The sequence below is a fragment of the Nocardiopsis sp. iso_237 genome, from assembly GCF_056173345.1.
Genome location: NZ_CM149669.1, coordinates 522205 through 549201 on the forward strand (window position 1 = coordinate 522205; position 26997 = coordinate 549201).

Genomic DNA, 26997 nt, shown 5'->3' on the forward strand with positions numbered 1-26997 from the left:
TGGTTCACCCGTGCGACGCAGCCACGGCACGCTCGACCAGAGCGTCCAGCGAGGGCACGGTCTCCCCCTCCTTCAGTCCGCTGACCTCACCGGACAACGAGGAGGCGGCCACCTCGCTGATCTCCCCGTCACCGTAGAACTCCCTGAGCTTCCTGAAGTGGGCGAACAGACGCTCCGTGGAGTCCTCCATGATCGCGGTGCCCTCCACTGGCTTGAGGAAGGCGTTGGCCAGGTTCCAGGAGCCGTGCTCGCGGGCCACCATCATGAGGGTGTCGGGTCGCGTGTGCGCGGCCATCGAGTTCTGCTTGCCGCTGGGAGTGGAGTTCACGAACGCGCGAATCCAGGCCTCCAGAGCCCGGTCCATGAGCTGGCTGATCTCCGGGGCGTCGGGTGCGGCCCCCGAACCCTTCGCCAGGTTCCGCCGGAGCTGGTCGAGGTCGACGTTGGCGTAGCGGTAGTAGCAGGCGGCGTTGAAGTCCACCACGCCGATCATGTCGGCACCGGCGTCCTGGTCGGCCTCGTTGGCCTTGAGGTCGTCCACGGCGGTGAAGAAGTCGAACTCGGTGGACACCGCGTGCGTGGAGATGGCGTGTGCCACCTGGGAGGCCGCGTCGACGTTGAAGTCCTTGTTGTTCGCGATCATCCGCCCGAACAACGCGATGTCCACGGAGCGGCCGGCGCTGAGGACGCGGTCGGCGGCCTTCTTCGTCTCCTTCTTCTTTGCGGCCGGTACCTCGTCGAGTTTCTTGATCCTGGTCTCGACGCTGGTGACCCTGGTCCTGGCCTTCTTCTTGTCCTCGCTGCCCTCGGCCAGCTTGTGCTTCTCCTGAGCCGTCTCGAGGTCACTCATGAGCTTGCGCCGCTTGTCGCCCTGCTCAGCGAGGTCGTCCCAGTGCTCGCGGCAGTACGCGGCGAGCTCTTCGGCGGCCTTGGGGCCCAGGAAGAACAGGTACTGCGTGAGGTCCTTCTCAGCGATCGCGAAGCCCATCCACGCCAAGGCCTGCTGGACGATTCCGCGTGCCTCGTCGGAGGGGACGTCGGCGTCGGACGCTCCGTCGAGCAACCGAGCGGTGATGAGTAGCAGGCGTTTGGTGCGCTCACCGAGTTCAGAACGGTCGAGTCCGTATTGAGGGAAGAGCGTCCGGGCCGAGCGCTTCAGGCACTGGCTGGATACCCTGCCCCGCGCGACCCCTCCGAAAGTGACGCTCTTCGGCTGGCCGACGTCGTCCCGGTTCAGGTTGCTGGTGGGGAAGGACTGGAGCAGGTGCAGTTCGATGTTCACGTACGGACTCCGTGCGGTGTGTGCTGTCAAGGGGGCGAGTGGGAGGGACGTTACGACGTGGGGGCCGTCGTCTCACGGTCGTCCCACCCACTGAGGAAGTGCTCGGTCCAGCGCAGGTGCACCCGGTGCGCTCGCGCGCTCCCGACCGGTGCCTGGTGTAGTTCCACCAGATCGTCGAGGAGTCTGACGTAGTCCAGGGCGATCTTCTCCTGTTGGAGCATGCGTACGGCCTGACGCAACCGGTTCTGGAGGACGCTCCAGTCGGAGGTGAGGAGTTGCCGCAGGCGAGCGTCGGCGGAGGAGCCGGTTCCGCAGTCCTTCATAGCGATGCCCAGAGGACGTCGACTGCCACTCGATGCGGACCTCGGATGGAGGGAGAACAGGACCGCGACGAACATCCAGACGTCCTTCTCGGTTCGCTCTGGTGAGTGCCGGTTGACGAGGTCGACGAGGTCCGGCAGGTAGTGGGGGTCGCTGGCACTGCGGCGAACCCGGGCGAGGACGCGTCGTGCGCGTGCCACCCGGGCTGGCTCCCGGGAGTCCAGGTCGTACCCCAACGCGTACAGTCCGTGGACGAATTTCTTCCTGCTCTGACGGATGTCGGCGGACACCTGTCCCGAGCTGCTCATGTCACTCACCCTCCACCCCCAGCCGGGGGTCGTAACTCTTCAACTGCTTGTCGAACTTCACTCGGATCTGCCGAACCTCTTCTCGGAATTCGGTGGTGCACTCCGCCAGGGCGAGCATGTTTCTCGGGGCAGTTCGGGGAAGGAGTTCCACCCAACGGTGCCGTGCCTGATCCGCCGCTACCTGAACGGTGTCGGCCCATTCTTCAGTCAGAGGGAAGGCGGCGTTCTGATCAGTTCGGATATTCTCGCCGAGGTCCACCAGGTAGCGGTTGAAGTGCTCAGCCAGCCTGGGCCAGAACCACTGCTCCAGTAGCCTGCGTTCCGCCTTCGGCTGGTCACGCAACAGGGCGTGATAGTTCCGCTCCAGGGTCTTCAACTGCTCCCCCACCTGATCGGCTACCTCCACCGCCAGACCCATGAGGGGGCCCAGCCGTGTCTCCCATGGCTTCGCTCGAAGCAGGGCCACGGGGGCGGGGACGGCCTCCTCCAACCAGGTGTGGACCGCGCCGCGATTGGGGTCGAGTTGTTGGCCCAGGACGCGCACGGTGTACACCGTGGACTCCGGCAACCCGTCCTCCTCCTCGTGCAGGGCTGCCACCTTGTCCAGGATTCTGGGCCGGAGGTGTTCCCGCCGTGTGTCGTTGTCCTCGTCGGTGAGCAGAAGTTCGCGGCAGTACCGCCACACCCCACGAAGTTCCTCCAGCTGTACCGGCTTCCAGGGATCGGACACGACCTTGCCGCGAGCACCCTTCTTGGAGAAGGTGCGATGGAAGGCGGCCATGTGTTCGAACTCTTCGAGTGCCGAACCCAACCTTGGGCCGGGCAGGATGACTGCGTCGTGGACGACCACGCCGTCGTGGCCTTCCTGGCCACGTAGCAGAACGTGTCGTGACTGCCAGGTGAGGAGATCCATCTGTCCGTAGGGGGACCGGCCGCGTTTGTCGGCTTCCTCCGAGCCCCGAAAGACGGCCTGTTCGCCTTCCCAAGCGGGCAGATCACGCGGGCCGGACTGCACGTCCGTTGAGTCATCGATCCAGGGCAGGCTGAGCAGAAGGGTCTCGCGCAGGTTCGAACCCTCGACGACGACCGTCGCGAAACCGTTGCCGACGGAGGGTTGGGAGGGGCGCTTGCCGGACTTGAGTCCTCCGGTGTCGAAGGCCTGTACCGTGACGAGCCACCGGGCCGCCTCTGCCGGGCTCAGGTCCGTCTGGGCATCGTCGGTCGTGTGGTCGAAGAGCGTGGCGTTGTTGCCCGCCGCACGAAACATGCTCAACTTCGCGGTTGAGCCGATGATGTCCTCGGGGACGTCGGCTGTCTGGAAGAAGGGACGTGTCCCGAACAGGTCGAACCGGTCACGGTGTCCGGAGCGGTCTCCGTGGCCGTCGAGATACCGGTCCAACGGGTCCGTGGGAAGCGAACCCCGGAACCACAGCTCGGACCAGTGCTCCTCCCACGGGGTCAGACCCAACCCGTCGAAGTGAACGCGGATGACCAGGGCGAGGAGTAGACGGTGGAGGGCAGCGGTGACGGTGGGAGTCTCACCCTGGAGCCACCGGAATTCGTGTGCCCTGTTCAGGGCGTCTTCCAGGCCGACGTTTTCCGGTGCGCCCGCGAGTGTGATCACGGGTATCCAGGGTTCTTGGAGAAGATCGAACTTCAACGCTCTTCTTTCCATGCCGATCGGCCATCAGTGATGATTCCTGGGGTCATGCCAGGGGGGAGAGATAAATCTGCGAATGACCCTATCGGAGTTTCGTTCTGTTGTGATCCGGAACTGGATACCTGCCCCGGAATTTCGGTTCTCCGAATGGTCACTCAGCTTGCGGATCCACTACTTCCAGCCCGTACACCAGGTGAAAGGAAAAAGTGAGTGCTCCGACGGTGGCCGTGCCATCGCCGCGCATGACCAGCGCACGGTGTTCACTCAACCAGCCCGACTCCTCGAAAGCCTGGGGTACTGGCAGCCGGTCCCTGAGGTCACGTAGAGCCTCCTCGCTGATCTCCTCGTCGGCCGTCAGCGCGAGGGCCGCGGCCCGCAGAGCGGAGATCGTGGCCGTGTCCAACTGATCGGCCCGGAGATCCACATCGACTCCGTGGCGGGTCCGGTGTGTGCTCCCTGACTCCCACAGCGGAACGAGCATCAGTTCCTCCGGGGCTCCGTGGTGCCGCATGTGTGACTCCTCGCTTGTCGTGGCTCCGGGCTCAGCCTCTGGTGCTCCGGTTGGAAGGGGGGTCATAGGTCAGTGTGTGGATCCGCCTTCCGTCCTTCAGGGCCTTGATCGCCCTGATACGCGCGTCAGCGCCCTCCAAGTTCACCCTGCGCCGCCGTTCGCGCTCCTCGACCAAGACCTCCGCCAGGTAGTCCTGCGGCAAGCTAGCGTGGTCCTCGTAGACCCTGCGCACCAGGTCGGGGAGATCGTCGGGCAGAGAGACGGTCGTATGAACGGAGAACGCTCCCTCCGTTGCCAGGAGCAGACTCTTGTAGTAGATGTTCGCGGTACCCGGTGGGAAGGCGCGCCCGTTCCCGCCCACTTTGGATCCGACCACCAGGACCTCCGGGGCAGCCACGGGTTCCGGCCTGACCCGACCCTGGTGGCGGTGGAGGCGGCCGAACCGCTGACAGAGTTGGTCCACCGGAGCTGGGTCCGTCACCATGAAGTCGTAGTCCACGTCCATGCCGTGCTCCAGGACCTGGGTTCCCACCACGATGACGAGCGGGGGGTTGTCTGCCTCCAGTCCGACCGATCCGGGCCCGCGTAGGTCGTTGAGTGTTTCCTCGTTTTCCCGGCGTTGGCTCTGGTCGATGCGCTGCCCCGTCAGAAAGAGGAGCCTCGCGTTCTCGCCGAAGGGCTTCAGGCGCCGCGCCAGCGCTTCGTGCACCTTGCGAGCAGCCGCCGGAGAGTTACGGATGACAGCCGCGCATCCCCCTTCCCGCAGCCGTTCGAGGACCTCCCTGGCGATCAGGTCAGGGTCGTTGCGGACGGGCTTGCGCACGATGTCGCGGCGAGGATTGTCCTTCGACAGTTCCACCGGCAGGATCTCGGGCTTCCCCTCGGCCTGTGCCCAGGTGAGCTTCCAGGGATACTGTGCTTCGGCCGGAATCTCCCCCTCTTCGGGCAACAGACCTCGGCTGTGCCGGGCACCGTCGCGCCAGGCCTTGACCAATCGCCCGCGCTGGGTGTCGGTCAGCGTCGCGGACATCATGACGACCGGGACGCCCATCCTGCCGCACCACCAGAGCAGCGCGTCGAGAAGCGCCGACATGTGCGCGTCATAGGAGTGCACCTCGTCCAGCAGTAGAATCTTGTTGCTCAGCGCGGCCAGGCGCACGGTCACGTTCCTGCCGCGAATCGCGGCCTTGAGTAACTGGTCGACCGTTCCTGTGCCGAAGGGGAAGATCGTTCCCCGGTTGACACTGAAGGTTCTGCGGGACCAGCCCCGCACCTCGGAGTCCTCCGGGCAGACGTCATTCGGCAGCAGTGTCTCGAACTGGTCGGGGTTGTTCGCCGGATCGTTCTCGTCCTTGGCGTACAGCAGGTTCGAGCGCAGAGCCGACCCCGAGACCTCTAGTAGTGCGTTCGCCTGCACGTGTACGTCTCGGGCCAGGGACTTGTTGGGGAAAGCCAGGTAGGCACCCTTGCGGCTGAGCCGCGCGGCGAGCGTCGTGGTGGCGAGGAGACCAGCCTTGGTCTTGCCCTCTCCGGTCGGGGCCTGAGCGATGAGGATGCCGGGGGCAGTGACTCCGTCGAGAATCCGGGCGACGGCTTCCTGCAGGGGGCGAGGGGTCTTCTGCTCAGGGAACAGCGCACCGAAGGAGTGGTCTGCCAGAGGTTCCCAAGGAACCCAGTTGACCCGGCGGAGATTGGCGTGGATCCAGTCTCGGGCGCGATTCAGGTATCCGGGTAGCTCGGCTGCCGTAGGGGTGCTCAGGCGGGGGTAGCTCCCTCCGTCGGGAACCTTCTCGTCAGAGGCGGTCCAGTCGGACACCATGGTCAGCCCGGCCAGCCCAACGGCCGCGACGGGTGTCAGGTGAGTCTCCCGCCAGCCCTCGGTACGCGGATCGAGGCCGACGGTCTCGGCCACGAGTCGGACGAAGCGGTGTCGAGCCCGATCCCAGCGCTCGCCTCCCAGGTCGCCTGTCTGCGCCCGGGCCTGACTGCTCTGTTGTGGTTTTGGCAGCCAACCGTGGTGGCCGCCCAGGGCGTCAGCGATGTTGTACCTGACCGCCCAGGGCGCACCCTGTTTGTCAAGCCATCTCACCATGTGAACGCCGGTGATCCGCTCGTGTCGCCTCTTCTCCCAGGGGCCATCGAGGTCCTGGTGAACGGCGGCAGGTAGGTAGAGGACCGCTCGGTCCTTCCGGAGCGCCTGGAAGGCGGGGGAGAGCTTGCCGAGGTCGTGCAGCGCGCACAGGAGGAAGATCCAGGAGCGGACCTGCTGCTTCGCTTCCACCGGATCCAGACCGGGGTCAGCGAGGGAAGCGAGCCCCTTCTCCAGTTCGCGGCGAACCTCGGGGCCCAGGTAGATCTCGTACAGCGCTTCGGCAGCAGCGTAGGTGTCTAGGGCGTGGCAGATGAGCGCGTGCGGTTCGGCGTCCGGGGCCTGGCCCAACTTGGCCCAGGCCGTCAGCGCGAGGGATTCGATCAGTTGTTCGGCGGGCTCTTCGGAGTCTCTCTTGGGGGGTCGCATGTCCTGCCTTCCAACGCAGAAGGGGCCCCGATCAACGGGACCCCCTCAGGTAAGCACAGGGCAGTGACAGAACGACTCCGAGTGCAACCGCTCCGTGGTCGACCTACCCGAACCGGCCGGTGATGTAGTTCTCGGTCTCCTTCTTCTCCGGGCGGGTGAAGATCTGGTTGGTCTCGCCCATCTCGATCAGCTTGCCGGGCTTGCCCGGGGCCGACAGGTTGAAGAAGGCGGTCCGGTCGGAGACGCGGGCGGCCTGCTGCATGTTGTGGGTGACGATCACGATCGTGTAGTCCTCCTTCAGCTTGTGAATGAGGTCCTCGATCGCCAGCGTCGAGATGGGGTCCAGGGCGGAGCAGGGCTCGTCCATGAGCAGGACGGACGGCTTCACGGCCGTGGCGCGCGCGATGCACAGGCGCTGCTGCTGGCCGCCGGACAGGCCCGAGCCGGGCTTGTGCAGGCGGTCCTTGACCTCTTCCCAGAGGTTGGCGCCGCGCAGCGACTCCTCGACCAGCCCGTCCGCCTCGGACTTGCTCATCCGCTTGTTGTTGAGCCGCGCCCCCGCGATCACGTTGTCGTAGATCGACATTGTGGGGAACGGGTTGGCCTTCTGGAAGACCATGCCGATCTCGCTGCGCACCATCACCGGGTCGACCTCGCGCCCGTAGATGTCGAGGTCGTCCAGGAGGACCTTGCCCTCGGCGCGGGCGCCGGGGGTGACCTCGTGCATTCGGTTCAGGGTGCGCAGGAAGGTCGACTTGCCGCAGCCGGAGGAGCCGATGAACGCCGTCACGGAGCGGGGCTCGATGGTCATGGACACGTCCTCGACCGCGAGGAAGTCGCTGTAGTAGACGTGCAGTCCGGAGACGTCGATTCGTTTCGCCACAGGAAGTTCCTCGATCTAGCGGGTCTTGGGTGCGAAGAGTCGGCCGATCACACGGGCCAGGACGAACAGCAGCATGACCGTCAGGACCAGCGTCAGCGCTGCGGCCCAGGCCCTCTCGTAGTTGACGGCCCCACCCATGCGGAACTGCGAGTAGATGAACACCGGCAGGCTCATCATCTGCCCGTCGAACAGGTTCCAGTTGATGGACACCGCCGACGATCCCGCGGTGAGGACCAGCGGCGCCGTCTCTCCGATAACGCGCGCGATGGCGAGCATGATTCCGGTGGTCAGACCGGCGGCGGAGGTGGGCAGCACCACCTTGGTGATCGTCCGCCACTTGGGCACGCCCAGGGCGTAGGAGGCCTCGCGCAGGTCGCGGGGGACCAGGCGGAGCATCTCCTCGCTGGACCGGACCACGACCGGGATCATCAGCACGGCGAGGGAGATCGCGCCCGCCGCGCCGTTGGTGTTGCCGGGGCCGAAGAGCATCATCCACAGCGCCACCACGAAGAGGCCGGCGACGATGGACGGGATGCCGGTCATGACGTCCACGAAGAACGTGATGACCTTCTTCAGGCGGCCCTGGGCGTACTCGACCAGGTAGACGGCGGTGAGCACACCGATCGGCACCGAGATGAGCGTCGCCATGCCGGTGATCGCCAGGGTGCCGACGATCGCGTGGTACACGCCGCCCGCGTCCATGCTCGGCAGGACGCCGTTCATCGACACGGACAGGAAGTAGCCGTCGAAGCGGTCCAGCCCGTAGCCGACCACCGTGTACAGCAGCGACACCAGGGGCGCCATCGCGAGCAGGAACGCCGAGTAGACCAGCGAGGTGACCAGGCGGTCCTTGGCCTTGCGGCCGCCCTCGATCCGCGCCGAGGCGGTCACGACGATGACGATGTAGGAGACGGCGGTGAGCAGCGCCCACAGGATGACGCCGAAGGACGAGAAGGCGGCGAGCACGCCCGCGACCACCATGCCGCAGGCGACCAGCAGGACCAGCGGGAAGCGGGTGGGCAGGGCGCCCGAGCGGAGGTCGTTCTCGGGAGCTCCCGCGTCGGGGGCAGGAGGCTGCGTCGTCGTCATGCTCATGCGGACTCCTTGTTGCCCCGGGCCACGACGTAGCGGGCGCCCATGTTGACGGCCAGGGTGATCGCGAACAGGACCAGGCCCGCGGCGATCAGCGCGGACACGCCGTAGCCGGTGGCCTCCGGGTACTGGAGGGCGATGTGCGCGGCGATGGTCTGGTTGCCGCTCTGGAGCAGGTTGAAGGAGATCGCCAGGGACGGGGAGAGGATCATGGCGACCGCCATGGTCTCGCCCAGCGCGCGGCCCATGCCGAGCATGGCGCCGCCGACGATCCCGGACTTGCCGAAGGGCAGGACCGCGAGGCGGATCATCTCCCAGCGGGTGGCGCCCATGGCCAGCGCGGCCTCACGGTGGCCCTGGGGGACCTGGTGGAACACGTCGCGGGACATCGCGGTGATGATCGGCAGGATCATCACGGCGAGGACGATGCCCGCGGTGAGCAGCGTGCGGGCGGAGGTGGAGGCGGGGCCCGCGAAGAGGGGGATCCAGCCGAGGTACGTCGTCATGCCCTCGTAGACCGGGACCAGCTGGGGGGCCAGGACCATCATGCCCCACAGGCCGTAGACCACGCTGGGGATGGCGGCGAGCAGGTCGACCAGGTAGCCGAGCGTGGTGGCGAGCCGCCGGGGCGCGTAGTAGACGATGAACAGCGCGATGCCGATCGCCACCGGAGTGGCCAGCAGGAGCGCGATCGCGGCGGCCATGACGGTGCCGAAGGCCAGCGCGGCCACACCGAACGACGGGTTCTCCCGGACGTTGGCGTTCCATGACTGGTCGGTCAGGAAGTTCGAGGTGTTGGCCAGCAGCGACGGCCAGGCCTGGACCAGGAGGAAGGCGGCCACACCCGCGAGGATCAGCAGGATCAGGATTCCTGATCCTCGGGCGAGCCCGGCGAAAACGACATCGCCGATCCGGCGCTTGCCCGCGGGCGGCGGTGCCGCCTTGGGCGCGTCCGTGGTCGTCATGGATTCTCCGGTTCGGAAAGGTTTGCGGGGCTGGTCATCGGTCCGCGTCCCAGCGGGACGGCGGTGAACCACGCGAGACCCGACCGTGGTGCCACGGTCAACGCGCGGAAAACAGCCGAACCGCGCCGAATGCGAAGGTAGGCGCAGGAAGTGACCAGTTGTCCCAGAGAAGGTGAACGGAAGGTGAACGCGGCGTCGCACTCTTGTGGCGCACAAGGGTTGGCCCGGTGAATGTGACAAGCCGCACGTCGAGCGGGCCTTGGGGGCGGCCCGCGACGGCACTCAGCTCCGCGGGTCGGAGGGGGCGTACATCACGTCCGTGTCCCACATGGAGAAGCCGAGGGACTCGTACAGGCGCACCGCGGCCTCGTTGTCGCCGTCCACGTACAGGTGCACCCAGGGCAGCCCGGCGTCACGCAGGTGGACGAGACCGGCCAGGGTCAGGGCGCGGCCCAGCCCGGTGCCCTGCCACGCGGGGTCGACCCCCACCACGTAGACCTCGCCGACGGCCTCGTCGTCGCTGAGTCCGGCGCCGTCCGCGTGCGTCTTGGTCCAGTGGTAGGCGGCGATCGCGCCGCTGTTCGTGGACGCCACCAGGAACCCTCGGGGGTCGAACCAGTCCTCGACCTCGCGCTGGAGCAGGTCGTCCAGGGTGAGCGAGCCCTGCTCGGGGTGGTCCGCGAACGCGAGCGCGTTGGCCCTCAGCCACGCCTGCTCGTCCTGGCCGACCACGAACGGCCGGATGCGCACCTGGTCCGCGACCTCGGGCCGCAGGACGGGCTCGGGCAGCTCGGGCGCGGTCCACGGTCCGCCCGGGACCTCGGGGCCGAGGTCGCGCAGGGGCATGCGCATCTTGTGGAGTTCGCGGACCGGAGTCCAGCCCTCGGACTCCGCCACCGTCACCGCTCCGTGCGTGCGTCCGTGCGCCCACACCCGCACCCCGTGGGGGCCCGCGTCCTCCCGGATCGAGCGCAGCAGCGCGGAACCGTGTCCGCTCCTGCGGTGCTCGGGGTGCACGACGACCTCGCCGGAGTCCGGCTCGCCCTGGCCTCTTTCCACGAACGCGAAGCCCACGACGCGGTCGTCGTGGGAGACCACGTGGAAGCGGCTGCTGCCGGACGGGGCTCCGTGTCTGATCCGGAGCAGGGTGTGCTCGGACAGGGCGGCGGCCGCGTCCTGCGCACGCGCGGCCTCGGCCAGGGCCAGTACGGGCCCGACCAGCTCCGGTGCGAGGTTGTCAGTGACTAGCGGGGTACTCATGAGCCAGAATCCTAGATCGTGTTGGCCGAATTCCCCATGTCGACGCCCGAACTGATGCCCCGAGCGGCCGAATCGGTGCGTGGACCCGGGGCCGGAACCCCGGGTCCACTGGGAGGCGTGTCAGCCCTTGCGTCGTTTGCCCTGGTATCCGGCGCCGAGGCGGACCCGGCGGGTGGGAGCCAGCGGGGTGGCCAGCAGCAGGGCGAGTAGGAACGCCGCGAGCAGGACGGCCGGTGCGATCGAGGGGCCCATGTCCGAGTGGTCGGCGGCGATCTCGGTCTCGGCGTCCTCGTTCGCGGTGGGTGTCACCAGCGGCAGCTCGGCCAGGTCCTCGGCCTCTCCCGGAGCGAGGTCGGGCAGGTCCGCCTCGCTGCGGGGGAGCGTGGGGATGGTCGCGTCGCTGGTGGGGGCGGCACTCACGGTCGAGCGCGGAGGCCGGTTCGGGGTCCTGGCCGGGCCGCGCTCGTTGCCCGAGCCGCCTCCGGCGCTGCTCTCACTGGCGGACGGGGCGGGCGTGGGCGTCCCTGACGGGGTCGGGGACGGGGTCGGCGTGGGGCTGGCGGAGTTCGTGGGGGAGGGCGTCGGCGACGGGCTCGGGGTCCTGGTGGGTTCCCCGGACGGCTCCTCGGTGGGTTCCTCCGTGGGCTCCGAGGGGCTCTCCGTGGGTGTGGGGGTCGGCGAGGGTTCGGGGTCGGTGACCGTCACCGTCCACGGGTTCGACACGACCTCCTTCGCCTGTTCCTCGTCCACGCCCTCACAGCCCTCCTCGGGGGCGGGCGCGTACCGCAGGGTCGCGGTCACCGCGGTGTCCTGCCGGGGTGCGCCCGAGACCGTGCTCTCGGTGGTCACGTCCGGTGCGATCACGGACGCGGTGGGGGCGCCCGCCGGGAACTCGGAGGCGTCGGTCGACAGGTCGAGCAGACAGATCGGGACGGTCCCGGTGTTGGTGACCGAGAGCGTGTTGGGCGGGGCCTCCTCGCCCAGCACGACGGTGTCGTCGCCCCTGGCGAAGGTGATGACGGCGGAGGGCGCGGGGTCGGCGTGCGCCGGCGACATCACGGCGATCAACGTGGAACCGACGAAGGCCGCGCCGAGGACGCTGCTGAGACGGGGTCTGTGGGGGGCGTGGGTAGCGGGGGTCGGCATCGGTGCGATCTCACTCCTCCGGGGGCGCGCCGTCAGCGGCTCGGGCCGCACCCGGCGACGGGCCTCCGCCACGCCTGCCAAGCCCCGTCCGTCGGGTGCCCCACTGATCTTAGGGCGTGGGGGCGCCGAGCACGAGGGTGCGCGCCGCTCCAATCCGGCCGATCCCCGGACACGGTTCCGGGGCGCCCGCGCGGGCGCCCCGGAAGGGTCGGGGTGGTGCGGCCGGTCGTTAGGAGGCCCCGGCGGAACGGGTGGCGGGAACGGCCTCCGCCGTCTCCGCCGCCTCGGAGGCCTCCGGCGCCTCCGAGGACTGCTTCTGGGCCGTCCCGGACTTCGAGACCGGGTCCGGCACGAAGCGGTAGCCCACGTTGCGCACGGTGCCGATCAGGGACTCGTACTCCGAGCCCAGCTTGGCGCGCAGGCGCCGCACGTGGACGTCGATGGTCCTGGTCCCGCCGTAGTAGTCGTAGCCCCACACCTCCTGGAGCAGCTGCGCCCGGGTGAAGACCCGCCCGGGGTGCTGCGCCAGGAACTTGAGCAGCTCGAACTCCTTGAAGGTGAGGTCGAGGATGCGGCCGCGCAGGCGGGCGATGTAGGTGGCCTCGTCGATGACCAGGTCGCCCCGGCGGATCTCGTCCGGGTCGTCGGACCCGGCCTCGGCCGCTCCGACCGCCAGGCGCAGCCGGGCCTCCACCTCGGCGGGACCGGCGGTGACCAGGATGAAGTCGTCGGCCTGCCAGTCCGGGGTCAGCGCCGCGACGCCGCCCTCGGTGAGGACCACCAGCAGCGGGCAGTCGAGTCCGGTGGTGTCGAGCAGTCGGCAGAAGTTGCGGGCCGCCGCCAGGTCCGTTCGCGCATCGACCAGAATGGCGTCAACCGGGGCGCTCGGGTTCCCGCCGGCTCCGGAGGCCAGCAGGGCCCCGGCCTCGGCGGGAGCCACCCGCACCGAGTGCAGGAGGAGTCCGAGGGCGGGAAGAACGTGGTCGGACGGTTCGTTCGAGTTCGTGAGTAACAGCAGATGGCTCATGCGTCTCTTCTCGTCGGCCCGCTTGTGTCGGGCGATCGAAGGCGCCATTGCCCCCGGTGAAGATTTGTCGAATACGTCGCCTCCGAGCAACACCAAGGATAATCAACTGATGGCGAAGTGCACTATCCGGTACTGGGCTTCCGCGAAGGAGGCCGCCGGAACGGCTGAGGAGACAGTCGAAGCCGACACCCTCGCGGCCGCCCTCGAAGCGGCGTGTCTCCTGCACACCGACGACCGTTTCCGGCGTGTGCTGGGGGCTTCGTCGCTCCTGGTGGACGAGCGTCCCGTGGGGCGGCGGGCGCACGGTGAGGTCGCGGTCACGGACGGGACTGTGATCGAGGTCCTACCGCCCTTCGCGGGCGGGTGAGGGGGCCGAGGACGTGGCGGAATCGGAGCGAAACATGACGGAAACCCAGCAGTGGGCGGGGAAGGCGCGCGTGGTCATGCTCGGCAGGGCCGGGTGCCACCTGTGCGAGGACGCGTGGTCGGTCATCGAGCGCGTGACGGACGACCTCGGGACCGGCCGGGCCGAGCAGGACCTGGCGGAGGTCCCGGAGGCCGACCGCGAGGAGTACTGGGACAAGATCCCGGTGACCTTCGTGGACGGTCGGCAGCACGATTTCTGGCGGGTGTCCGAGGACCGGCTGCGTTCCGCGCTCTCCTCCTGAGCGCCCTTCGCGGGGGCTCTCCCCGGGAACGGGACGGGAGCGGAAATGGCGCCGCCGACCCGTGGCGGTGTCACCGGTAATGTCCGGCGGCGCCTTTTCCGCACCGCCTGCGCGTCTCTTACCGCCACTTCCGTGATCCTTCGGAGGGCGGCTTCGGGGCGTCCGCGACTTCTTCCTCCGAGTCGCCGCGCGCGCTGCGCCCTATCCGGAATGCGCGTGATGTGATCTCGTGTTCCGCGCCGGGCTCCCAGGGGTGCATTTGTGGGAACTCGCCCGTGGGGCCTCACACCGGACCCCACTTTGTGCGTGCTTTCACAAGCACGTAATCTGAGGTTCCCACGACCCGTAGGGCGGGGGAGACGCGTGTTCCGGGCCGTCGGCGCCGGAACCGCGCGCCCCACACCCCGCACCCGCCCGAACCGACCGCCCCCCAGGAGCGCCACCCTGTGACAACACGTCCGCCTCGGCCCCGGGAGAGGGGAATCCCGGAGGCCACCGTCGCCCGGCTGCCGGTCTACCTCCGCGCCCTCCAGGCCCTCCAGGACCGTGGCACCGCCACCGTCTCCTCCGAGGGGCTGGCCGGTGCCGCCGGAGTGAACTCGGCGAAGCTCCGCAAGGACCTCTCCCATCTGGGTTCCTACGGGACGAGAGGCGTGGGTTACGAGGTCGAGTACCTCATCTACCAGATCTCGCGTGAGCTTGGTCTCACCCAGGACTGGTCGGTGGCCATCGTCGGCATCGGCAACCTGGGTCGCGCACTGGCCAACTACGGGGGTTTCGGCACCCGGGGGTTCCGGATAGCGGCCCTGCTCGACGCCGACCCGGAGGTGGTCGGGCGGTCCGTCGCGTCGCTGGACGTGAGGCATATTGACAGCCTGGAGGAGGTTGTCCGTTCCAAGGGCGTGTCGATCGGCGTGATCGCCACACCGGCCGGTTCCGCGCAGGGTGTCGCCAGCCGCTTCGTGGAAGCCGGAGTGACCAGCATCCTCAACTTCGCCCCCGTCGTGCTGAATGTGCCGGACGGGGTCGATGTGCGTAAGGTCGACTTGTCCATCGAACTCCAGATCCTCGCCTTCCACGCGCAGCGCAGGGCCGACGGCGACGGCCGGACGTACGGGTCGGGGCTGGAAGTGACATGAGACGGACCGGGTCCTGGGGCAGGGGTCCCAAGGCCCGAGCGGCGGCGAAGAGCGAGCGTACGCCGCGTTTCGGGGGGTAGACGGCGGTGGTCCGCGACCGTGCCCGAACATGGAGAGACATAGTGCCTGCATAGGAGTGCGGATGAGTGTCCTGGCCGTGGGGTTGAGCCATCGGAGTTCGCCGGTGGCGCTGCTCGAACGTGTCGCGTTGAACGGCGAGACACGCACCAGGGCGGTCGGTGAGATGGTGGGCTCCGACGCGGTCAACGAGGTCATGGTGGTCTCCACCTGCAACCGCACCGAGGTCTACGCCGACGTCGAGAACCTCCACGGCGGGGTCGCGGCCATCACCGAACTCCTCTCCTGGCACACGGGCGTCACCCTCGGGGAGCTCAACGAGCACCTCTACGCGCACTTCGAGGACAACGCCGTCCAGCACCTGTTCTCCGTCACCTGCGGCCTCGACTCCATGGTCGTCGGCGAGGGCCAGATCCTCGGCCAGGTCCGCGACGCCCTCAAAGAGGGCCAGGAGACCGGTTCGGTCGGACGGGTCCTCAACGACCTCGGCCAGCGCGCCCTGCGCGTGGGCAAGCGCGCCCACACCGAGACCCACCTGGACCACGCCGGGGCCGACATGGTCAGCTTCGGCCTCACCATCGCCACCCGGGACCTCGCGGTCACCCCGGACCCGTCGCTGCCCGCCGCGGAGGTCACCCCGCCTGCGGGCTGCCCCATGTCCGGCCAGGGCCCCCGCACCACCGACGTCTCCGAGCGATCCGAGCCCCGCACCCTCGGCGCCGCCCTCCCCGCCGGTCCGCTCACCGGCTCCCGCGTGCTGGTCCTCGGCGCGGGCTCCATGAGCGCCCTGTCCGCCAACACCGTCGCCCGCCAGGGCGCCGGGACGGTCGTCGTCGCCAACCGCACGCCCGAGCGCGCCGCGCGGCTGGCCGAGTGCCTCAACGAGGCCTACGACACCGTGCGCGCCGGTTCGGTGCCCTTCACCGACGCCGCCGCCGCCCTCAACGAGGTCGACCTCGTCATCTCCTGCACCGGAGCCCAGGGCCTCGTGCTCACCGCCGACGCCGTGGCCGCCGCCACCGAGGGCCGCACCCGCCCCCTGGTCTTCCTGGACCTGGCCCTGCCCCGCGACATCGACCCCGGCGTGCGCGAGCTCCCCGGGGTCCACCTCGTGGACATCGAGGACCTGCGCCAGGCCGTCGCCACCGGGTCCGACCACGACCCCGGCCACTCCAACGCCCTTCCGGTCGTGCGCGGGATCGTCGACGAGGAGGTCAACGAGTTCCGCGCGATCCGCCGCGCCAACGAGGTCGCCCCCACCGTCGTCGCCCTGCGCGCCCAGGCCCGCGACGTGGTGGAGTCCGAGCTCTCCCGCCTCCACGGCCGCCTCCCCGACGACCTCGACGACCGCACCCGCGAGGAGATCGGCCGCGCCATGCGCCGCGTCGCGGACAAGCTGCTGCACAGACCGACCGTGCGCGTGAAGGAACTGGCTGCGGCCCCGGACGGTGAGTCCTACGAGGCCGCCCTGCGCCAGCTGTTCGACCTCGACCTCCAGATCCCGAAGGCCCCGGACGGGGAGACCTGTCCCGGGCGCCGCAGCCCCGCCGCGCGGCCCGCACAGGAGAAGGCATGACCGCAGAAGGCACGACCTCCGTACCCGCCAGGCTCGGCACCCGCCGCAGCACCATGGCCACCACCCAGTCCCAGGGCGTCGCTGACACGATCACCGAGCGGACCGGCCAGGCGATCGAACTGGAGCTCATCACGAGCTTCGGCGACGTCACCAAGGCCCACCTGACCCAGCTCGGCGGCACCGGCGTGTTCGTCAACGCCCTGCGCGACGAGCTGGTCGCCGGAACCATCGACTTCGCGGTGCACTCCCTCAAGGACCTGCCCACCGCCCCCGCCGAGGGACTGGTCCTGGCGGCCATCCCCGAGCGGGACGACCCCCGCGACGCCCTGTGCGCCCGCGACGGGCTCAAGTTCGCGGACCTCCCCGCCGGGTCCAAGGTCGGCACGGGCTCCCCGCGCCGCGTCGCCCAGCTGTCCGCGCTCCGCCCCGACCTCGTCTACGTCCCCATCCGGGGCAACGCCGAGACCCGCCTGGGCAAGGTCACCTCCGGTGAACTCGACGCCGTGGTCCTGGCCTACGCCGGACTGGGCCGGGTCGGCCGCCGTGACGACGTCACCGACGTCTTCGCACCCGAGCAGATGCTGCCCGCCCCCGGTCAGGGCGCCCTGGCCGTCGAGTGCCGGACCGAACGCGCCGGTTCCGACCTCGCCTACCTGGGCTCCGTCGACCACCCGGCCACCCGCGCCGAGGTCGTCGCGGAGCGCACCGTGCTGTCGGAGCTGGAGGCCGGGTGCGCCGCCCCGGTCGGCGCCTACGCCGAGTACGCCGAGGGCCGCCTGCGCCTGCGCGCCGCCGTGGTCGCCACCAACGGCGCCACCGCCGTGCGCCGTGAACGCACCATCGACATGGCGTCGCCGGAGGACCTCGACACGGCCGTCGGGCTCGGCCGCGACCTGGCCCGCCAGATGATCGCCGAGGGCGCCGACCGCATCGTCGCCGAGGCCTTCGCCGAGCGGGACACCCCCTAGACCGTGTTCCCCGGACCGCGTCCGCCTCGCACGCCGCTGACCAGACCCGACGGACGGCCGACCCCGGGTGGGCCGCCGCCGTGCGAGGCCGCGGAGCGGGGCGCAGCGGGGGCACCGTCGCCCGTCGCCCGCGAGAGAGGGTCCGGCCACCACCGCACCACCACCTCCCTGTCACCGCCCCGGACTCCGCACCCCGGGGCGCGGGCGACCCACACACGAGGAGCCAGTACGTGAACGCCAACGCCAGACCCCAGCCGGAGGAACCGCGTCGCCGCGAGCGCGGGTCCGGTCACGTCGCCCTGGTCGGTGCCGGTCCGGGAGGCGCCGACCTGCTGACTCTGCGCGGGGCCGAGCTGCTGAGCCGGGCCGACGTGGTCGTCACCCTCAGGGAGCCCGCCGCCGAGGAGCTCGCCGGTTTCCGTGAGGAACTGCTGGCGCACTGCTCCGAGGACGTCACGGTGGTGGAGGCCGCCGAGTGCGGTGGCGACGTGAACGCGCTCGCCGTCACCCGTGCCCGCGAGGGTCAGCGGGTCGTGCGCCTGTACTCGGGCGACCCGTTCTTCGGCTGCCGGGGCGCCGCCCTGGTCGCCGCGTGCCGCGAGGCCGGGATCGAGGTCGAGGTGGCCCCCGGGGTCTCCTCCATCACCTCCGTCCCGACCTTCGGCGGCATCTCCCTTCTCGGGGACGACGAGGCCGAGCTGCGCGTGCTGCACGCCCGCCCGCACGGCGACCGGGAGGTCGACTGGCAGGACGCCGCCGCCAGCGACGCCCCGCTGGTCATCCTGGGCGCCGACGCCCCTCCGGAGGAGGCGCCCGAGCACCGGGGACCCGGCTTCGACGTCGTGTGCAAGGCCCTCATCGCCGGTGGCCGCCCCGCCACCACCCCGGTCGCGGTCGTGCGCGCCGGGGGCACCACCCGGCAGACCACCGTCACCTCGACGCTGGGCCGCCTGGTGGCCGAACTCAAGTCCACCGACGCCAAGAACCACCACGTCACGGCGCCCGCGCTGATGATCGTCGGTTCCCCGGTGGCCCGCCAGGCCGAGCAGTCCTGGTACGAGACCCGGCCGCTGTTCGGCTGGCGCGTCCTGGTGCCCCGCACCAAGGAGCAGGCCGTGGCCCTCTCCGACCAGCTGCGCGGCTACGGCGCGGTGCCCGAGGAGGTGCCCACCATCTCCGTGGAGCCCCCGCGCACCCCGCAGCAGATGGAGCGCGCCGTGCGCGGTCTGGTGACCGGCCGCTACCAGTGGGTGGCCTTCACCTCCGTGAACGCGGTCCGCGCCATCCGTGAGCGGCTGGAGTCGTACGGCCTGGACGCCCGCGCGTTCGCCGGGGTCAAGGTCGCCGTGGTGGGTGACGCCACCGCGCAGGCCGTCCGCGACTTCGGTATCCAGCCCGACCTGGAGCCCGCCGAGGACGCCCAGTCCAGCAAGGGGCTGGTCGAGGTCTGGCCGCCCTACGACGCCGAGATCGACCCCATCGAGCGGGTCCTGCTGCCGCGCGCGGACATCGCCACCGAGACCCTCGCCGCCGGACTCACCGACCTCGGCTGGGAGATCGACGACGTCACCGCCTACCGGACCGTCCGGGCGGCGCCCCCGCCCCAGCCGGTCCGCGAGGCGATCAAGGGCGGCGGCTTCGACGCCGTGCTCTTCACGTCCTCGTCCACGGTCCGCAACCTCGTGGGGATCGCGGGGAAGCCGCACAACACCACCGCGATCGCCGTGATCGGCCCGGAGACCGAGAAGACGGCGATCGAGTTCGGCCTGCGTGTGGACGTGGTCGCGCCGAAAGCCTCGGTTTCCGCCCTCGCGGAGGCGCTTTCGGAGTACGGTGCGGCCAAGCGCCAGGAGGCGATCGACGCGGGCAAGCCGGTCCTCAAGCCGAGCCAGAAGCGCCGCGGCCGCCGCCGCAAGCTCTGAGCAGTGAACCCCGAACCGTGCCCTCGGTTCCCGACCACCACCCAGCCCATCCGGGAGTACCCATGACCGCCGCCAGCCATGACGCCGAGTTCCCCGTCGCCCGGCCGCGCCGACTGCGCCGAGGACCGGCGCTGCGTCGTCTGGTCGCGGAGACCCGGGTGCTCCCGGAGAACCTGATCCTGCCGATGTTCGTCAAGGAGGGGCTCACCGAACCGGTGGCGATCTCCTCGATGCCCGGTCAGGTGCAGCACACCCGGGACAGCCTGCGCAAGGCCGCCCGGGAGGCGGTCGAGGCCGGGGTCGGCGGCCTGATGCTGTTCGGTATCCCCGAGCACAAGGACTCCGTCGGGTCGCAGGCCGACGACCCCGACGGTGTGGTCCAGGTGGCGCTGCGCGACCTCGCGGACGAGGTCGGGGACGACATCGTGGTGATGGCCGACCTCTGCCTGTGCGAGTACACCGACCACGGCCACTGCGGTCCGCTGGAGCAGGACGGGCACGTCAACAACGACCTCACCCTGGAGCGGTACGCGTCCATCGCCGTCGCCCAGGCCCAGGCCGGTGCCGCCGTGGTCGCCCCCAGCGGCATGATGGACGGCCAGGTCGGCGCGATCCGCGCCGGACTGGACCGCGCCGGATTCCCGCACGTGCCGATCCTGGCCTACGCGGCCAAGTACGCCTCCGTGTTCTACGGGCCCTTCCGCGAGGCGGCCGAGGGCGCTCCCCAGTTCGGGGACCGTTCCGGCTACCAGCAGGATCCGGCCAACGTCCGCGAGTCCCTGCGCGAGGTGGCCCTGGACGTCGCGGAGGGCGCCGACATGGTCATGGTCAAGCCGGGGCTGGCCTACCTCGACGTGGTCGCCAAGGTCGCGGAGACCTCTCCGGTGCCCGTGTCGGCCTACCAGGTCAGTGGCGAGTACGCGATGATCGAGGCGGCGGCCGAGAAGGGCTGGCTCGACCGGGAGCGGGCGATCCTGGAGACGCTGACGTCCTACCGGCGCGCGGGGGCCGAACAGATCCTCACGTACTGGGCGACCGAGGCGGCCCGCCTGCTGCGCTGACGCGTCCAGGCCCACGCCCCGGTCGCGGCCGCCGGGCGCCCGGCCCTTCCACCGGCCGCGCCCGCACCGATCACGACCGGGGAGACCCAGATGGCCGACGTGTTGTACCGACGTAAACGACGCCACGCAACGGACAGCATGCTGGAGTCGGCCCTGCGTTTCGCCGAGCTGGGCTGGCCGGTGGTGCGGGGCACGTCCCCGGGTGAGGACCGCGCGTGTACGTGCGACCGGATGGGCTGCCCGGACCCGGCGGCGCACCCGGTCACCGCCGCCTGGGGGGTGGAGGCCAGCACCGACACCGAGACCATCCGCCGGTGGTGGACGGCCGACCCGAGGGCGAACATCGTGCTCCCGACCGGCCGGGTCTTCGACGTCCTGGACGTCCCCCGTGAGGCCGGTGTGATGGCCCTGGCCCGCATGGGCCGCGCGGGCGTACCCGCGGGCCCGGTCGCGGCCCTGGACTCCCGCTACATGTTCTTCGTCGCCACCCGCTCCCCGATGGACGAGGACGAGTGGTGGTCGTGCCACCTGGACTGCGTCCCCGAGGCCGTCGAGGCGATGCCGGGCCTGCGCTGGCACTGCCGGGACAGCTTCGTCCTGGGCGCCCCCTCCGCCCTGCCCTCCGGCGGTCGCGTCACCTGGATCCGCAACCCCCGCGACGTGGAGGGCGCCGTGGTCCTGCCGGACCCGATCGCGGTCCTCGACATCCTCAACGACGCCAGCGAGGAGTTCGCCGTCCCGGGCGCCTGAACGCCTCCGGTACCTGAACGCCCCCGGCACGCGGGTGACTCCGGTCGGAGCCCCGCTCAGGCGCGGCGGTCACCGACCCACAGGGCCAGCGCCGTGCGGTCGCGCAGGTCCAGCTTGCGCAGGATGCTCGTCACGTGGTTCTTGACCGTGCCCTCGGTGATGAACAGGGTGCGGGCGATCTCCCGGTTGGTCGCCCCCGTGCCCACCATGCGCGCCACCTCCCACTCGCGCCCGGACAGCGCGGCGGGTCGTGCCGGGGAGGGCTCGGACGCCGGAGGAGCGGTGAGGGCGGCGACCAGGTGGTCTGCGGCCGGACCGCCCAGGACGGTCTCGCCGCGCGCGGCCTGACGGATCGCCAGCACCAGTTCGTCCGGGGGGACGTCCTTGAGCAGGTAGCCCCGGGCGCCCGCGCGCAGCCCGCCGAAGACGAGCGCGTCGTCGTCGAACGTGGTCAGGATGACGGCGGGCACCCCCGGGTGGTCGGCGCGCATCCGGGTGATCAACTCGATCCCGTCCATGCGCGGCATACGGGCGTCCACCAGGGCCACGTCCGGAGGCGGCACCGAGGCCAGGAACTCCAGGGCCTCCACCCCGTCGGCCGCGTCCCCGACGACCTCGACGCCCTCCTCGATCTCCAGCAGTTTGCGCAGCCCCTGCCGCAGCAGGACCTGGTCGTCCACGATCAGCACCGAGACCGGCCTCATCCGGTACCCCCGACCACGGCCGGGGCGGCCTGTTCGGCGGGGACGGTCACCAGGAGCCGGAAGCCGCCCCCTGGCGGGTTCCCGGTGCTCAGTGAACCGTCCACGGCGGCCACCCGCTCGCGCAGGCCCCGCAGGCCGAATCCGCCGCGGGCCGCCCCCTCAGCGGCGCCGGTGCCGTTGTCGGTCACCGACACGTACGCGCCCTGCGCCGAGCCGCCCGCCTCCACCTCGATCCGGTCGCCGCCCGCGTGGCGCATCGCGTTGGTCAGCCCCTCCTGGAGCGCCCGGTAACAGACCAGCTCCGCCTCCTGGGACAGGTGCGGCCAGGACCCGGAGTCGGTGAAGACGACGCGCGCACCGCCGCCGTCGAAGGACTCGGCCATCGCCCGCATGGCCGCCGTGCCCGCGTGCCCCTCCAGCTGGAGCGGGCGCAGGGCGCGCACCCAGCGGCGGGTGTCGGTGAGGGCGTCCCGGGCGAGCTCCCGGGCCTGCTCCACCTCCTCCCAGGCGGCGTCGGGGCGGGCGGAGCAGAAGCGCAGGGCGTTCGAGAGCGTCATGGCCAGGGCGGTCAGGTAGTGCCCGGTGCTGTCGTGCATCTCCCTCGACATGCGCGCCCGCTCCTCCGCGACCGTCAGCTCACGCACGCGCTCCGCGTGGCGGCGCAGTTCCGTGTGGGCCTCCTCCAGTTCGGCCAGCAGCTCCCGGGTCCGTTCGGCCCGCTGGGAGGCCACGAGCAGGGCGACGTACACCAGGCCGGACGCCAGTACCAGGATCAGCGCACTGCCGGTCGTCACGAGGCCGATGAGCAGCGGGTCGCCGGGGAGCAGCAGGACGAGCAGGAGGTTCACCCCGCCGAGGAAGGCCGCGTAGCCGCAGGCCCCGGCGATCCCGAACACGGCGATGGCGTTCATCGTGGCCAGGCACACCAGGACCAGCACGGTGTAGTTGTTGGAGGCCAGCGAGAACACGGACACGGCCAGGAACAGGACGCTGGCCGCGCGGTGCCCCCACCCCGCCGAGGGCGACCAGGCCAGGAGCGGCCAGAGCGCGCAGGAGACCACCAGACACGCGATGATCACCGGGATCACCACGTCGACCACCGGGTCGCCGGAGGGGAACGTCTCCGGCGCGACGAGGAACACGAACCCGTAGGTCAGTCCGGTCGAGACCACGGCGGCCCAGAACAGCAGGTTCAGGACCCGGGGAGGGCGGTCGGCGCGGAGCGCCACCCACGAGGAGAGGTCGGGCAGGGAATCCTTCTTCCGCATTCTTCGAGAGTAGCCGCGAGGCGGTGCCCGGAAATGCCCGGAGGGTCATGGATACGGGCATGTTCCGACCATGACCTCCGGCATGTCCCGCCCCCGACCAGGCACATGACCGGTGCGTGCCCCGGGCCCGATGTGTCCGCCGCGCGGAATTCCTAACGTTTCTCCCATCGACGAATCGAGCGAATCGAAAGGTGGGAGTCGCATGGCGGCGAACTCGGCGGAAACCGTTGTCGGAAGGGGGGCCGTCCCCGTTCCGTGGGTCGGGGCGGTGCTCGCCTCGCTCATGGCGCTGCTCGCCGTCGCGGTGACCGTGACCCTGTGGCCGGAGATCCCGGAGGTGGTCCCCAGCGGGAAGGTCGGGCTCGACGGCGAGCCCACGATGACGCCCCGCTGGCTGTTCACCACGGCGGCGCCGGGGACGATCCTGCTGCTGGTCGCGGCGCTGACCCTCGGCGCGCGTCTGGGGGCCGGGTTCCAGCGCGCCCTCCGGCTGCCGGTGTTCTGGTCCGGGCGTTCGCTGGGCCGGTTGCTGGACCTGCACCTGGCCGTGCTGGCGGCGTTCCTGCTGGCCGTGCACGTGGTCATCCTGCACTCGGAGGCCGGGCGCGCCCTGCCGCTGTCCACCGACCAGCTGATGGCCCTCCTGCTGGCGGTCTTCCTGGTCGCCCTCGGCCTGCTGGTCCCGGTGGTGCGTGCCCGTGAGGGTCTCGACACCCCCGCCGTCCGCTGGTGGAGCCGGGCGCGCTGGTCCGTGGGCGGGGGTGTCGTGGCGGTCGGCGTGCTCACGGGGGCCGTGGGCCTCCTGCTCCCGGAGCCCCGGTGGGCGGCCCTCACGGGGGTGCTGCTGATGCCCGTGATCCTGCTGGGGTGCGCGGTGCCCTTCGTCGGCCGCCAGTCGTGGCGCGACGGAGTGCGCTAGATCTCGGTGGCGTTGACCACGATGCCGTCGTGGTCGCTGTAGAGCCACTCTCCCGGGACGAACGTGACGTCCCCGAAGGTCACCGGTACGTCCTGGCGTCCGGCGGCGTCCTTGAGGGACTTGCGGGGGTTGGAGCCCAGGGCCTTGACCCCGAGCTCCAGCCCGCCCAGGGCGGCGGTGTCGCGGACGGCGCCGTTGACGACCACCCCGGCCCAGCCGTTGCGCACGGCGGCCTCGGCGATCATGTCGCCCATCAGGGCGCTGCGCAGGGAGCCGTTGCCGTCCACCACCAGGACGGATCCCTCACCGGGGGTGTTGAGGATCTGCTTGACCAGCCCGTTGTCCTCGTGGCAGCGGACGGTGCGGATCGGCCCGGAGAACACCTCGTGCCTCCCGAACTGGCGGAACTGCGTGGAGCAGCTGCGCAGGGTGTCGCCGTGGTCGTCGATCAGGTCCGCCGTGGTGAAGTCCGTGGCCATGACAGCTCCGGTCCGTGAGGAGTGAGTGGACGAGCCCAAGTTACTGGTCGGTAGAGCAGCGGTTCCCGACCGGGGCCCGTTCCCCTCTTTGGTCGATGGGCCGTGTCTCTTTCGTTGGTGTTCGGGCTTCCACGGTCTCAGAGGGGTTCCACGGATGACAGGATAAGGACCTTCCCGTCATTCGCTCGTGGGAGTCCCGTCACCGGGACGTCGCCCCGTCTTCCCCCTGCCGTCAGGGCGACTCTCCTCCCCGTACGACCCCTGGAGAGAGATGGTCTCCGACATCTTCGCCGTCAGCGCTTCCTGGTCACGGTCCGTGATCGAGTTCGCCGACGGACTCGACCCCTGGATGCAGACGGCCGCGGAGTGGGGCACCGACCTGTTCCTCGGTGTGTTCGCGATCCTCTTCCTCATGGCCTGGTGGCGCGCCCGGTCCGTCAGCTCGCGCCTGGTCGGCCTCGCGCTCTTCGCGCCGGTCGCCACCGTCATCGCCTACGCGGTCAGCCGGACCATCAAGTCGTTCTTCGAACAGATGCGCCCCTGCCAGGCCATGACGGACCTGAACACCATCGCCACGTGCGACCCCATCGGTGACTGGTCCTTCCCGAGCAACCACGCCGCCATCGCCGGCGCCGCGGCCGCCGCCGTGATCATCGCCTGGCGCCGCTTCGCCGTCGTCGCGGCCGTCTTCGCCGTCCTGGAGGCCTTCTCCCGGGTGTTCGTCGGCGCCCACTACCCGCACGACGTCACCGTGGGCCTCCTCGTCGGTGCCCTCGTCGCCACCCTGGTCTCCCTGCTGGCCGCCCGCCCGATGACCGCCCTCGTCGACAAGCTGGCCGAGAACGACCGCCTGCGCCCCCTGCTGCGCGCCCAGGACGCGGACCACGGCCCCGAGGCCGGGCGGACCCGCGCGAACGCCCACAGCAACGTCTGATCCACCCTCCCCCTCCACGCGTGCCCCGTCCCCCCGGCGGGGCACGCGTGCGTTCCGGGCCAAGCGGGGCGGAGGGGAACGTGCGACCCCTGTCAGGCGTCGCGGGGTTCGACGCGTGACGGACGGCGCGTCCACCGGCTCGTGCGGGTGATCCGGCGCGACTGAGGGTGTGCGGGAACCGGCTCCGGAGGGGCCCGCGGGCGTTGCGGGGCGGGTCACGGTCGCGGGGGAGAGCACAGCTGACACACTGGTGAGGTGGGTACTCAACAGACTTCAGCAGAGCTCTTCCAGCGGGCGGCCGCCGTTGTTCCCGGCGGCGTGAACTCGCCCGTGCGCGCCTTCGGGGCGGTCGGCGGCACCCCGCCGTTCTTCGTCAAGGGCGAAGGCCCCTACCTCACGGACTCCGACGGTCGCCAGTACGTCGACCTCGTCTGCTCGTGGGGGCCGCTCGTCCTCGGGCACGCCGCCCCGAGTGTGGTGGAGGCCCTCCACGGCGCCGTCGCGGCCGGGACCTCCTACGGCGCCCCGACCCCCGGCGAGGTCGAGCTCGCGGAGCTGATCGTCGAGCGCACCCCCGTGGAGAAGGTCCGCCTGGTCAACTCCGGGACCGAGGCCACCATGTCCGCGATCCGCCTCGCGCGCGGGTTCACCGGACGCAGCAAGATCATCAAGTTCGCGGGCAACTACCACGGCCACGTCGACGCCCTCCTGGCCGCGGCCGGCTCCGGCCTGGCCACGTTCGCCCTGCCGGACTCCCCGGGCGTCACCGGTGCCAGCGCCGCCGACACCCTGGTGCTCCCCTACAACGACGTCGAGGCCGTGGAGCGCGCCTTCGCCGAGCACGGCGACGAGATCGCCTGCGTGATCGCGGAGGCCTGCCCCGCCAACATGGGCGTGGTCCCGCCCAAGGCCGGGTTCAACGCCCGCCTCAAGGAGATCGCGCACGCCCACGGCGCCCTGCTGGTCCTCGACGAGGTCCTCACCGGTTTCCGGGTCAGCGCCTCCGGCTGGTTCGGTCTGGAGGGCGTCACCCCCGACCTCATGACCTTCGGCAAGGTCATGGGCGGCGGCCTGCCCGCGGCGGCCTTCGGCGGACGCGCCGAGATCATGGACCGCCTCGCCCCGAACGGCCCCGTGTACCAGGCGGGGACGCTCTCCGGGAACCCGCTGGCCACGGCGGCCGGTCTGGCCACGCTGCGCGGCGCCACCCCCGAGGTCTACGCGCACATCGACCGGGTCTCCGCCCAGGTGGAGAGCGAGATCTCCAAGGCGCTCAGCGCCGAGGGCGTCACCCACCGGATCCAGGGCGGCGGCAACCTCTTCACGGTCTTCTTCACCGACCGCGAGGTCACCGACTTCGACAGCGCCCGCACCACGGACACCAAGGTGTTCGCCGCCTTCTTCCACTCCATGCTCGAACAGGGCGTCTACCTCCCGCCCGCCGCCTTCGAGGCGTGGTTCTTCTCGTCCGCGCACGACGAGGCCGCCGTCGGCAGGGTGGTCGACGCCCTGCCCGCGGCCGCCCGGGCCGCGGCGCAGGCCCAGTCCCAGGGCTGAC

25 protein-coding genes are annotated in these 26997 nt (G+C 70.4%); 11 read left to right on the plus strand and 14 right to left on the minus strand.

The features are described from left to right. Window positions 1-4 precede the first annotated feature (4 nt). The 11 genes from cas7e to AC0VYM_RS02580 form a co-directional block, all read right to left on the minus strand. Window positions 5-1282, minus strand: coding sequence for a type I-E CRISPR-associated protein Cas7/Cse4/CasC (gene cas7e, locus AC0VYM_RS02530; protein ID WP_475458494.1), 1278 nt, complete (start codon window positions 1280-1282; stop codon window positions 5-7). A 50-nt stretch (window positions 1283-1332) separates the two neighbouring features. After that, window positions 1333-1911, minus strand: coding sequence for a type I-E CRISPR-associated protein Cse2/CasB (gene casB, locus AC0VYM_RS02535; RefSeq protein ID WP_475458496.1), 579 nt, complete (start codon window positions 1909-1911; stop codon window positions 1333-1335). 1 nt (window position 1912) lies between these two features. After that, a complete protein-coding gene (gene casA / locus AC0VYM_RS02540) occupies window positions 1913-3586 on the minus strand; it encodes a type I-E CRISPR-associated protein Cse1/CasA (RefSeq protein WP_475458498.1) in 1674 nt (557 codons plus the stop codon). Between the two features lie 136 nt (window positions 3587-3722). Then, window positions 3723-4082, minus strand: coding sequence for a hypothetical protein (locus tag AC0VYM_RS02545; RefSeq protein ID WP_475458500.1), 360 nt, complete (start codon window positions 4080-4082; stop codon window positions 3723-3725). Between the two features lie 31 nt (window positions 4083-4113). Continuing rightward, window positions 4114-6600, minus strand: a complete 2487-nt coding sequence (cas3, locus tag AC0VYM_RS02550) for a CRISPR-associated helicase Cas3' (RefSeq protein ID WP_475458502.1) — start codon at window positions 6598-6600, stop codon at window positions 4114-4116. Window positions 6601-6703: 103 nt separating this feature from the next. Next, complete coding sequence (gene pstB / locus AC0VYM_RS02555) at window positions 6704-7483, minus strand: phosphate ABC transporter ATP-binding protein PstB (protein WP_475458504.1); 780 nt, start codon at window positions 7481-7483, stop codon at window positions 6704-6706. Between the two features lie 15 nt (window positions 7484-7498). Continuing rightward, window positions 7499-8578, minus strand: a complete 1080-nt coding sequence (gene pstA, locus AC0VYM_RS02560; protein WP_475458506.1) for a phosphate ABC transporter permease PstA — start codon at window positions 8576-8578, stop codon at window positions 7499-7501. After that, the gene (pstC, locus tag AC0VYM_RS02565; protein ID WP_475458508.1) at window positions 8575-9540 is read right to left on the minus strand and encodes a phosphate ABC transporter permease subunit PstC; all 966 of its coding nucleotides are present in this window, start codon (window positions 9538-9540) and stop codon (window positions 8575-8577) included. The genes pstA and pstC overlap by 4 nt, the downstream gene beginning before the upstream one ends. A gap of 282 nt (window positions 9541-9822) precedes the next feature. Next, the gene (mshD, locus tag AC0VYM_RS02570; protein WP_475458511.1) at window positions 9823-10800 is read right to left on the minus strand and encodes a mycothiol synthase; all 978 of its coding nucleotides are present in this window, start codon (window positions 10798-10800) and stop codon (window positions 9823-9825) included. 120 nt (window positions 10801-10920) lie between these two features. Further along, window positions 10921-11946 carry a hypothetical protein gene (locus tag AC0VYM_RS02575; protein WP_475458513.1) on the minus strand — a complete coding sequence of 342 codons (1026 nt, stop codon included), beginning with the start codon at window positions 11944-11946 and terminating at the stop codon, window positions 10921-10923. 229 nt (window positions 11947-12175) lie between these two features. After that, window positions 12176-12973: a winged helix-turn-helix transcriptional regulator gene (locus tag AC0VYM_RS02580; protein WP_475458515.1), complete on the minus strand. Its 798-nt coding sequence runs from the start codon at window positions 12971-12973 to the stop codon at window positions 12176-12178. Between the two features lie 109 nt (window positions 12974-13082). On the opposite strand from AC0VYM_RS02580, the gene AC0VYM_RS02585 reads away from it, so the two are divergent. From AC0VYM_RS02585 to AC0VYM_RS02620, 8 genes are all read left to right on the plus strand, one after another. Further along, complete coding sequence (locus AC0VYM_RS02585) at window positions 13083-13340, plus strand: MoaD/ThiS family protein (protein WP_475458518.1); 258 nt, start codon at window positions 13083-13085, stop codon at window positions 13338-13340. Between the two features lie 34 nt (window positions 13341-13374). Further along, window positions 13375-13641 (plus strand): glutaredoxin family protein, encoded by a 267-nt coding sequence (locus tag AC0VYM_RS02590; RefSeq protein WP_475458520.1) that lies wholly within the window; start codon window positions 13375-13377, stop codon window positions 13639-13641. Between the two features lie 446 nt (window positions 13642-14087). Continuing rightward, window positions 14088-14780, plus strand: coding sequence for a redox-sensing transcriptional repressor Rex (locus tag AC0VYM_RS02595; protein WP_475458523.1), 693 nt, complete (start codon window positions 14088-14090; stop codon window positions 14778-14780). Window positions 14781-14922: 142 nt separating this feature from the next. Continuing rightward, on the plus strand, window positions 14923-16434 hold the full coding sequence (locus AC0VYM_RS02600; RefSeq protein WP_475458525.1) for a glutamyl-tRNA reductase: 1512 nt from the start codon (window positions 14923-14925) through the stop codon (window positions 16432-16434). Then, window positions 16431-17402, plus strand: a complete 972-nt coding sequence (gene hemC / locus AC0VYM_RS02605; RefSeq protein ID WP_475458527.1) for a hydroxymethylbilane synthase — start codon at window positions 16431-16433, stop codon at window positions 17400-17402. The genes AC0VYM_RS02600 and hemC overlap by 4 nt, the downstream gene beginning before the upstream one ends. A gap of 230 nt (window positions 17403-17632) precedes the next feature. Continuing rightward, on the plus strand, window positions 17633-19324 hold the full coding sequence (locus AC0VYM_RS02610; RefSeq protein ID WP_475458529.1) for a bifunctional uroporphyrinogen-III C-methyltransferase/uroporphyrinogen-III synthase: 1692 nt from the start codon (window positions 17633-17635) through the stop codon (window positions 19322-19324). 62 nt (window positions 19325-19386) lie between these two features. Then, complete coding sequence (gene hemB / locus AC0VYM_RS02615) at window positions 19387-20385, plus strand: porphobilinogen synthase (protein ID WP_475458531.1); 999 nt, start codon at window positions 19387-19389, stop codon at window positions 20383-20385. A 138-nt stretch (window positions 20386-20523) separates the two neighbouring features. Beyond that, on the plus strand, window positions 20524-21135 hold the full coding sequence (locus AC0VYM_RS02620) for a bifunctional DNA primase/polymerase (protein WP_475462909.1): 612 nt from the start codon (window positions 20524-20526) through the stop codon (window positions 21133-21135). Window positions 21136-21191: 56 nt separating this feature from the next. Here the strand turns inward: AC0VYM_RS02620 and AC0VYM_RS02625 are convergent, their stop codons facing one another. Beyond that, window positions 21192-21839, minus strand: a complete 648-nt coding sequence (locus AC0VYM_RS02625; RefSeq protein WP_475458533.1) for a response regulator — start codon at window positions 21837-21839, stop codon at window positions 21192-21194. Then, window positions 21836-23107, minus strand: coding sequence for a sensor histidine kinase (locus AC0VYM_RS02630; RefSeq protein ID WP_475458536.1), 1272 nt, complete (start codon window positions 23105-23107; stop codon window positions 21836-21838). The genes AC0VYM_RS02625 and AC0VYM_RS02630 overlap by 4 nt, the downstream gene beginning before the upstream one ends. A 202-nt stretch (window positions 23108-23309) precedes the next feature. Here AC0VYM_RS02630 and AC0VYM_RS02635 point away from each other — a divergent pair, with 202 nt between their 5' ends. Beyond that, window positions 23310-24026 (plus strand): hypothetical protein, encoded by a 717-nt coding sequence (locus tag AC0VYM_RS02635; protein WP_475458538.1) that lies wholly within the window; start codon window positions 23310-23312, stop codon window positions 24024-24026. Here the strand turns inward: AC0VYM_RS02635 and rraA are convergent. Continuing rightward, window positions 24023-24505: a ribonuclease E activity regulator RraA gene (gene rraA, locus AC0VYM_RS02640; protein WP_475458540.1), complete on the minus strand. Its 483-nt coding sequence runs from the start codon at window positions 24503-24505 to the stop codon at window positions 24023-24025. The two genes, AC0VYM_RS02635 and rraA, sit on opposite strands and share 4 nt — an antisense overlap. 271 nt (window positions 24506-24776) lie before the next feature. Here rraA and AC0VYM_RS02645 point away from each other — a divergent pair, with 271 nt between their 5' ends. After that, window positions 24777-25439: a phosphatase PAP2 family protein gene (locus tag AC0VYM_RS02645; protein ID WP_475458542.1), complete on the plus strand. Its 663-nt coding sequence runs from the start codon at window positions 24777-24779 to the stop codon at window positions 25437-25439. A 255-nt stretch (window positions 25440-25694) separates the two neighbouring features. Continuing rightward, entirely contained in the window at window positions 25695-26996 is a 1302-nt protein-coding gene (gene hemL, locus AC0VYM_RS02650) for a glutamate-1-semialdehyde 2,1-aminomutase (protein ID WP_475458544.1), read from the plus strand. The last annotated feature ends 1 nt before the right edge of the window (window position 26997 follow it).

Coding starts and splice junctions, on each gene's coding strand:
- AC0VYM_RS02630 (WP_475458536.1), bottom strand. CDS start 23,107: ATGCGGAAGAAGGATTCCCTGCCCGACCTCTCCTCGTGGGTGGCGCTC.
- AC0VYM_RS02545 (WP_475458500.1), bottom strand. CDS start 4,082: ATGCGGCACCACGGAGCCCCGGAGGAACTGATGCTCGTTCCGCTGTGG.
- cas3 (WP_475458502.1), bottom strand. CDS start 6,600: ATGCGACCCCCCAAGAGAGACTCCGAAGAGCCCGCCGAACAACTGATC.
- hemC (WP_475458527.1), top strand. CDS start 16,431: ATGACCGCAGAAGGCACGACCTCCGTACCCGCCAGGCTCGGCACCCGC.
- hemB (WP_475458531.1), top strand. CDS start 19,387: ATGACCGCCGCCAGCCATGACGCCGAGTTCCCCGTCGCCCGGCCGCGC.
- casA (WP_475458498.1), bottom strand. CDS start 3,586: ATGGAAAGAAGAGCGTTGAAGTTCGATCTTCTCCAAGAACCCTGGATA.
- AC0VYM_RS02625 (WP_475458533.1), bottom strand. CDS start 21,839: ATGAGGCCGGTCTCGGTGCTGATCGTGGACGACCAGGTCCTGCTGCGG.
- AC0VYM_RS02590 (WP_475458520.1), top strand. CDS start 13,375: ATGACGGAAACCCAGCAGTGGGCGGGGAAGGCGCGCGTGGTCATGCTC.
- AC0VYM_RS02645 (WP_475458542.1), top strand. CDS start 24,777: ATGGTCTCCGACATCTTCGCCGTCAGCGCTTCCTGGTCACGGTCCGTG.
- AC0VYM_RS02575 (WP_475458513.1), bottom strand. CDS start 11,946: ATGCCGACCCCCGCTACCCACGCCCCCCACAGACCCCGTCTCAGCAGC.
- casB (WP_475458496.1), bottom strand. CDS start 1,911: ATGAGCAGCTCGGGACAGGTGTCCGCCGACATCCGTCAGAGCAGGAAG.
- AC0VYM_RS02600 (WP_475458525.1), top strand. CDS start 14,923: ATGAGTGTCCTGGCCGTGGGGTTGAGCCATCGGAGTTCGCCGGTGGCG.
- mshD (WP_475458511.1), bottom strand. CDS start 10,800: ATGAGTACCCCGCTAGTCACTGACAACCTCGCACCGGAGCTGGTCGGG.
- AC0VYM_RS02620 (WP_475462909.1), top strand. CDS start 20,524: ATGCTGGAGTCGGCCCTGCGTTTCGCCGAGCTGGGCTGGCCGGTGGTG.
- AC0VYM_RS02585 (WP_475458518.1), top strand. CDS start 13,083: ATGGCGAAGTGCACTATCCGGTACTGGGCTTCCGCGAAGGAGGCCGCC.
- pstC (WP_475458508.1), bottom strand. CDS start 9,540: ATGACGACCACGGACGCGCCCAAGGCGGCACCGCCGCCCGCGGGCAAG.
- pstA (WP_475458506.1), bottom strand. CDS start 8,578: ATGAGCATGACGACGACGCAGCCTCCTGCCCCCGACGCGGGAGCTCCC.
- rraA (WP_475458540.1), bottom strand. CDS start 24,505: ATGGCCACGGACTTCACCACGGCGGACCTGATCGACGACCACGGCGAC.
- AC0VYM_RS02580 (WP_475458515.1), bottom strand. CDS start 12,973: ATGAGCCATCTGCTGTTACTCACGAACTCGAACGAACCGTCCGACCAC.
- AC0VYM_RS02635 (WP_475458538.1), top strand. CDS start 23,310: ATGGCGGCGAACTCGGCGGAAACCGTTGTCGGAAGGGGGGCCGTCCCC.